The sequence below is a fragment of the Neisseria sp. genome, assembly GCF_030523955.1.
Taxonomy (GTDB): domain Bacteria; phylum Pseudomonadota; class Gammaproteobacteria; order Burkholderiales; family Neisseriaceae; genus Neisseria.
This window is the reverse complement of record NZ_JAUNHL010000107.1, coordinates 1-1,794: the sequence shown is the minus strand read 5'-3', so window position 1 is coordinate 1,794 and position 1,794 is coordinate 1. Positions and strand designations below refer to the sequence as shown.

At 49.6% G+C, this 1,794-nt stretch carries 4 protein-coding genes; all 4 read right to left on the bottom strand.

The features are described from left to right. Window positions 1-166 precede the first annotated feature (166 nt). Entirely contained in the window at window positions 167-628 is a 462-nt protein-coding gene (locus tag Q4C79_RS13155; RefSeq protein WP_303091471.1) for a DUF4124 domain-containing protein, read from the bottom strand. Between the two features lie 70 nt (window positions 629-698). Then, entirely contained in the window at window positions 699-899 is a 201-nt protein-coding gene (locus Q4C79_RS13150; RefSeq protein ID WP_303091470.1) for a hypothetical protein, read from the bottom strand. 11 nt (window positions 900-910) lie between these two features. Further along, window positions 911-1,213: a class I ribonucleotide reductase maintenance protein YfaE gene (gene yfaE / locus Q4C79_RS13145; RefSeq protein ID WP_303091469.1), complete on the bottom strand. Its 303-nt coding sequence runs from the start codon at window positions 1,211-1,213 to the stop codon at window positions 911-913. Between the two features lie 110 nt (window positions 1,214-1,323). Continuing rightward, the coding region (locus Q4C79_RS13140; protein ID WP_303091468.1) for a ribonucleotide-diphosphate reductase subunit beta at window positions 1,324-1,794 on the bottom strand (471 nt) is incomplete at its 5' end.

Genomic DNA, 1,794 nt, shown 5'->3' with positions numbered 1-1,794 from the left:
TACTGTCTGCGGCTTGCTGCCTTGTATCGAAAATTAATTAAATCTGCTATATTTTGTTTCATAAAACAGATGCCTGTCTGAAAATAAAAAGCCTTCTTTTATCAGCGGCAATTTTTCAGACAGGCTTATACGTTTGAGCACTGTACGGCGGCGGCAATCTCGGCACTTATCGTGTTGTGCCGCTACTCCCCTGATCCTCGTTCAGCTTGTTCAAAGCATCTTGTGCGGCTTTTACGTTGTTTTCCAGCCCGTTGATGCGTTCCAGATACTTGGCATAATTGCGCTCGTTACCATAGCGCACTTGTTTGCCTTCGTCCAGCGCGCGTTGTGCCGCCTGCAGTTTTTGCCGGGCGGCCGCCAATTCTTCCGGCGATACTTTATTGGCTGCCGGTGTCTGATCGGTTTGTGTTTGCGGTGCGGCAGGCGGAGCGCTCGAAACAACAGGTGCTGGCTCAGAAGAATAAACGGACGGCGAGCCCAAGTTGGTCCGGCTGCAATTGCCGGATTTAGGATCTTGAGTATACACCGTATTGCCTTTGCGGTCGGTACAGCTATAAATGGGCGCTGCCAGCGCAGGTAAAGATACGGCCAACAAGGCTGCGGCACAAACAGTTAATCGGTTCATCATCCGTCTCAATATCGGGGAAAGCCACTATTGTAAGTAGCCGTAGTGCCGCTGGCAAAGCATTTAGCCTGCTTTAACGCAGCCATAACCACCAAACCAGCAACAATACCAACAGGGTGATTACATTACTGACCACCACCACCCACCACTGCTTGGGCGCTTGCGTTGCGCTGTCCCGCCGTTTACCGCGCCGGATATAGAAAAACGGCGATAACAATACCGAAACCGCACACAATAAAATCACCACGGCATAGTAAATCTTTTCAGTGGTCATCGTTTTTCCGCCTATTCATAAGCAGCAAATAAATCATCATCCGGCAACCAACCTGTTTCGACCCGCGCCTTGCACTCAATCCGTATCGGCTCGTCCACCCTGCAACAACAAGTTAAAATCTCGCCGGGGCTGATAAAAGCCAACGGCACCTCGTCGTAAGCCACTTTGCCCGATACGATTTTCACCCTGCACGAGCCGCAATAGCCGCTTCTGCACTGGTATTCCACTTCATGGCCGGTGCGCTCCAAACCTTCCAGCAGGCTCTCGCCGTTTCTCAGTTCGAATACTCTGTCGTCTGTCGTGATTAAAGTCATGATCTGTATCGAAGTAAGGACAACCGCCGGCAACCCTAAGCTGCCGGCGGTAATCAACCCGGAATCTCTGCCGGAACCATAATAACTACTGCAAAGACTGCCTGTCTGAATTAAAGTTCGAAATCACCCAAATCATCGGCATTCACTTCGGCATCAATCTGGCCGATCAAATAAGAGGAAATTTCCACTTCCTGCGGCGCCACCTGAACATTATCGGAAGACAACCAAGCATTAATCCACGGAATCGGGTTTTGTGTAGCCTTTTCAAACGCCGGCGCCAAACCCACCGCAGACATCCGAAGATTGGTAATATATTCTACATATTGGCTCAATATATCTTTATTCAAGCCAATCATCGAACCATCTTTAAACAGATATTGCGCCCATTCTTTTTCCTGCAACGCCGCCTTTTTAAAGAGCTCGAAACACTCCTGCTCCAATTCTGCCGCAATTTCCGCCATTTCCGCGTCATCGTGGCCGCTGCGCATCAAATTCAGCATATGCTGCGTGCTGGTCAAATGCAGCGCCTCATCACGCGCAATCAATTTAATGATTTTGGCGTTGCCTTCCATCAATTCACG

Coding starts and splice junctions, on each gene's coding strand:
- Q4C79_RS13155 (WP_303091471.1), bottom strand. CDS start 628: ATGATGAACCGATTAACTGTTTGTGCCGCAGCCTTGTTGGCCGTATCT.
- Q4C79_RS13150 (WP_303091470.1), bottom strand. CDS start 899: ATGACCACTGAAAAGATTTACTATGCCGTGGTGATTTTATTGTGTGCG.
- yfaE (WP_303091469.1), bottom strand. CDS start 1,213: ATGACTTTAATCACGACAGACGACAGAGTATTCGAACTGAGAAACGGC.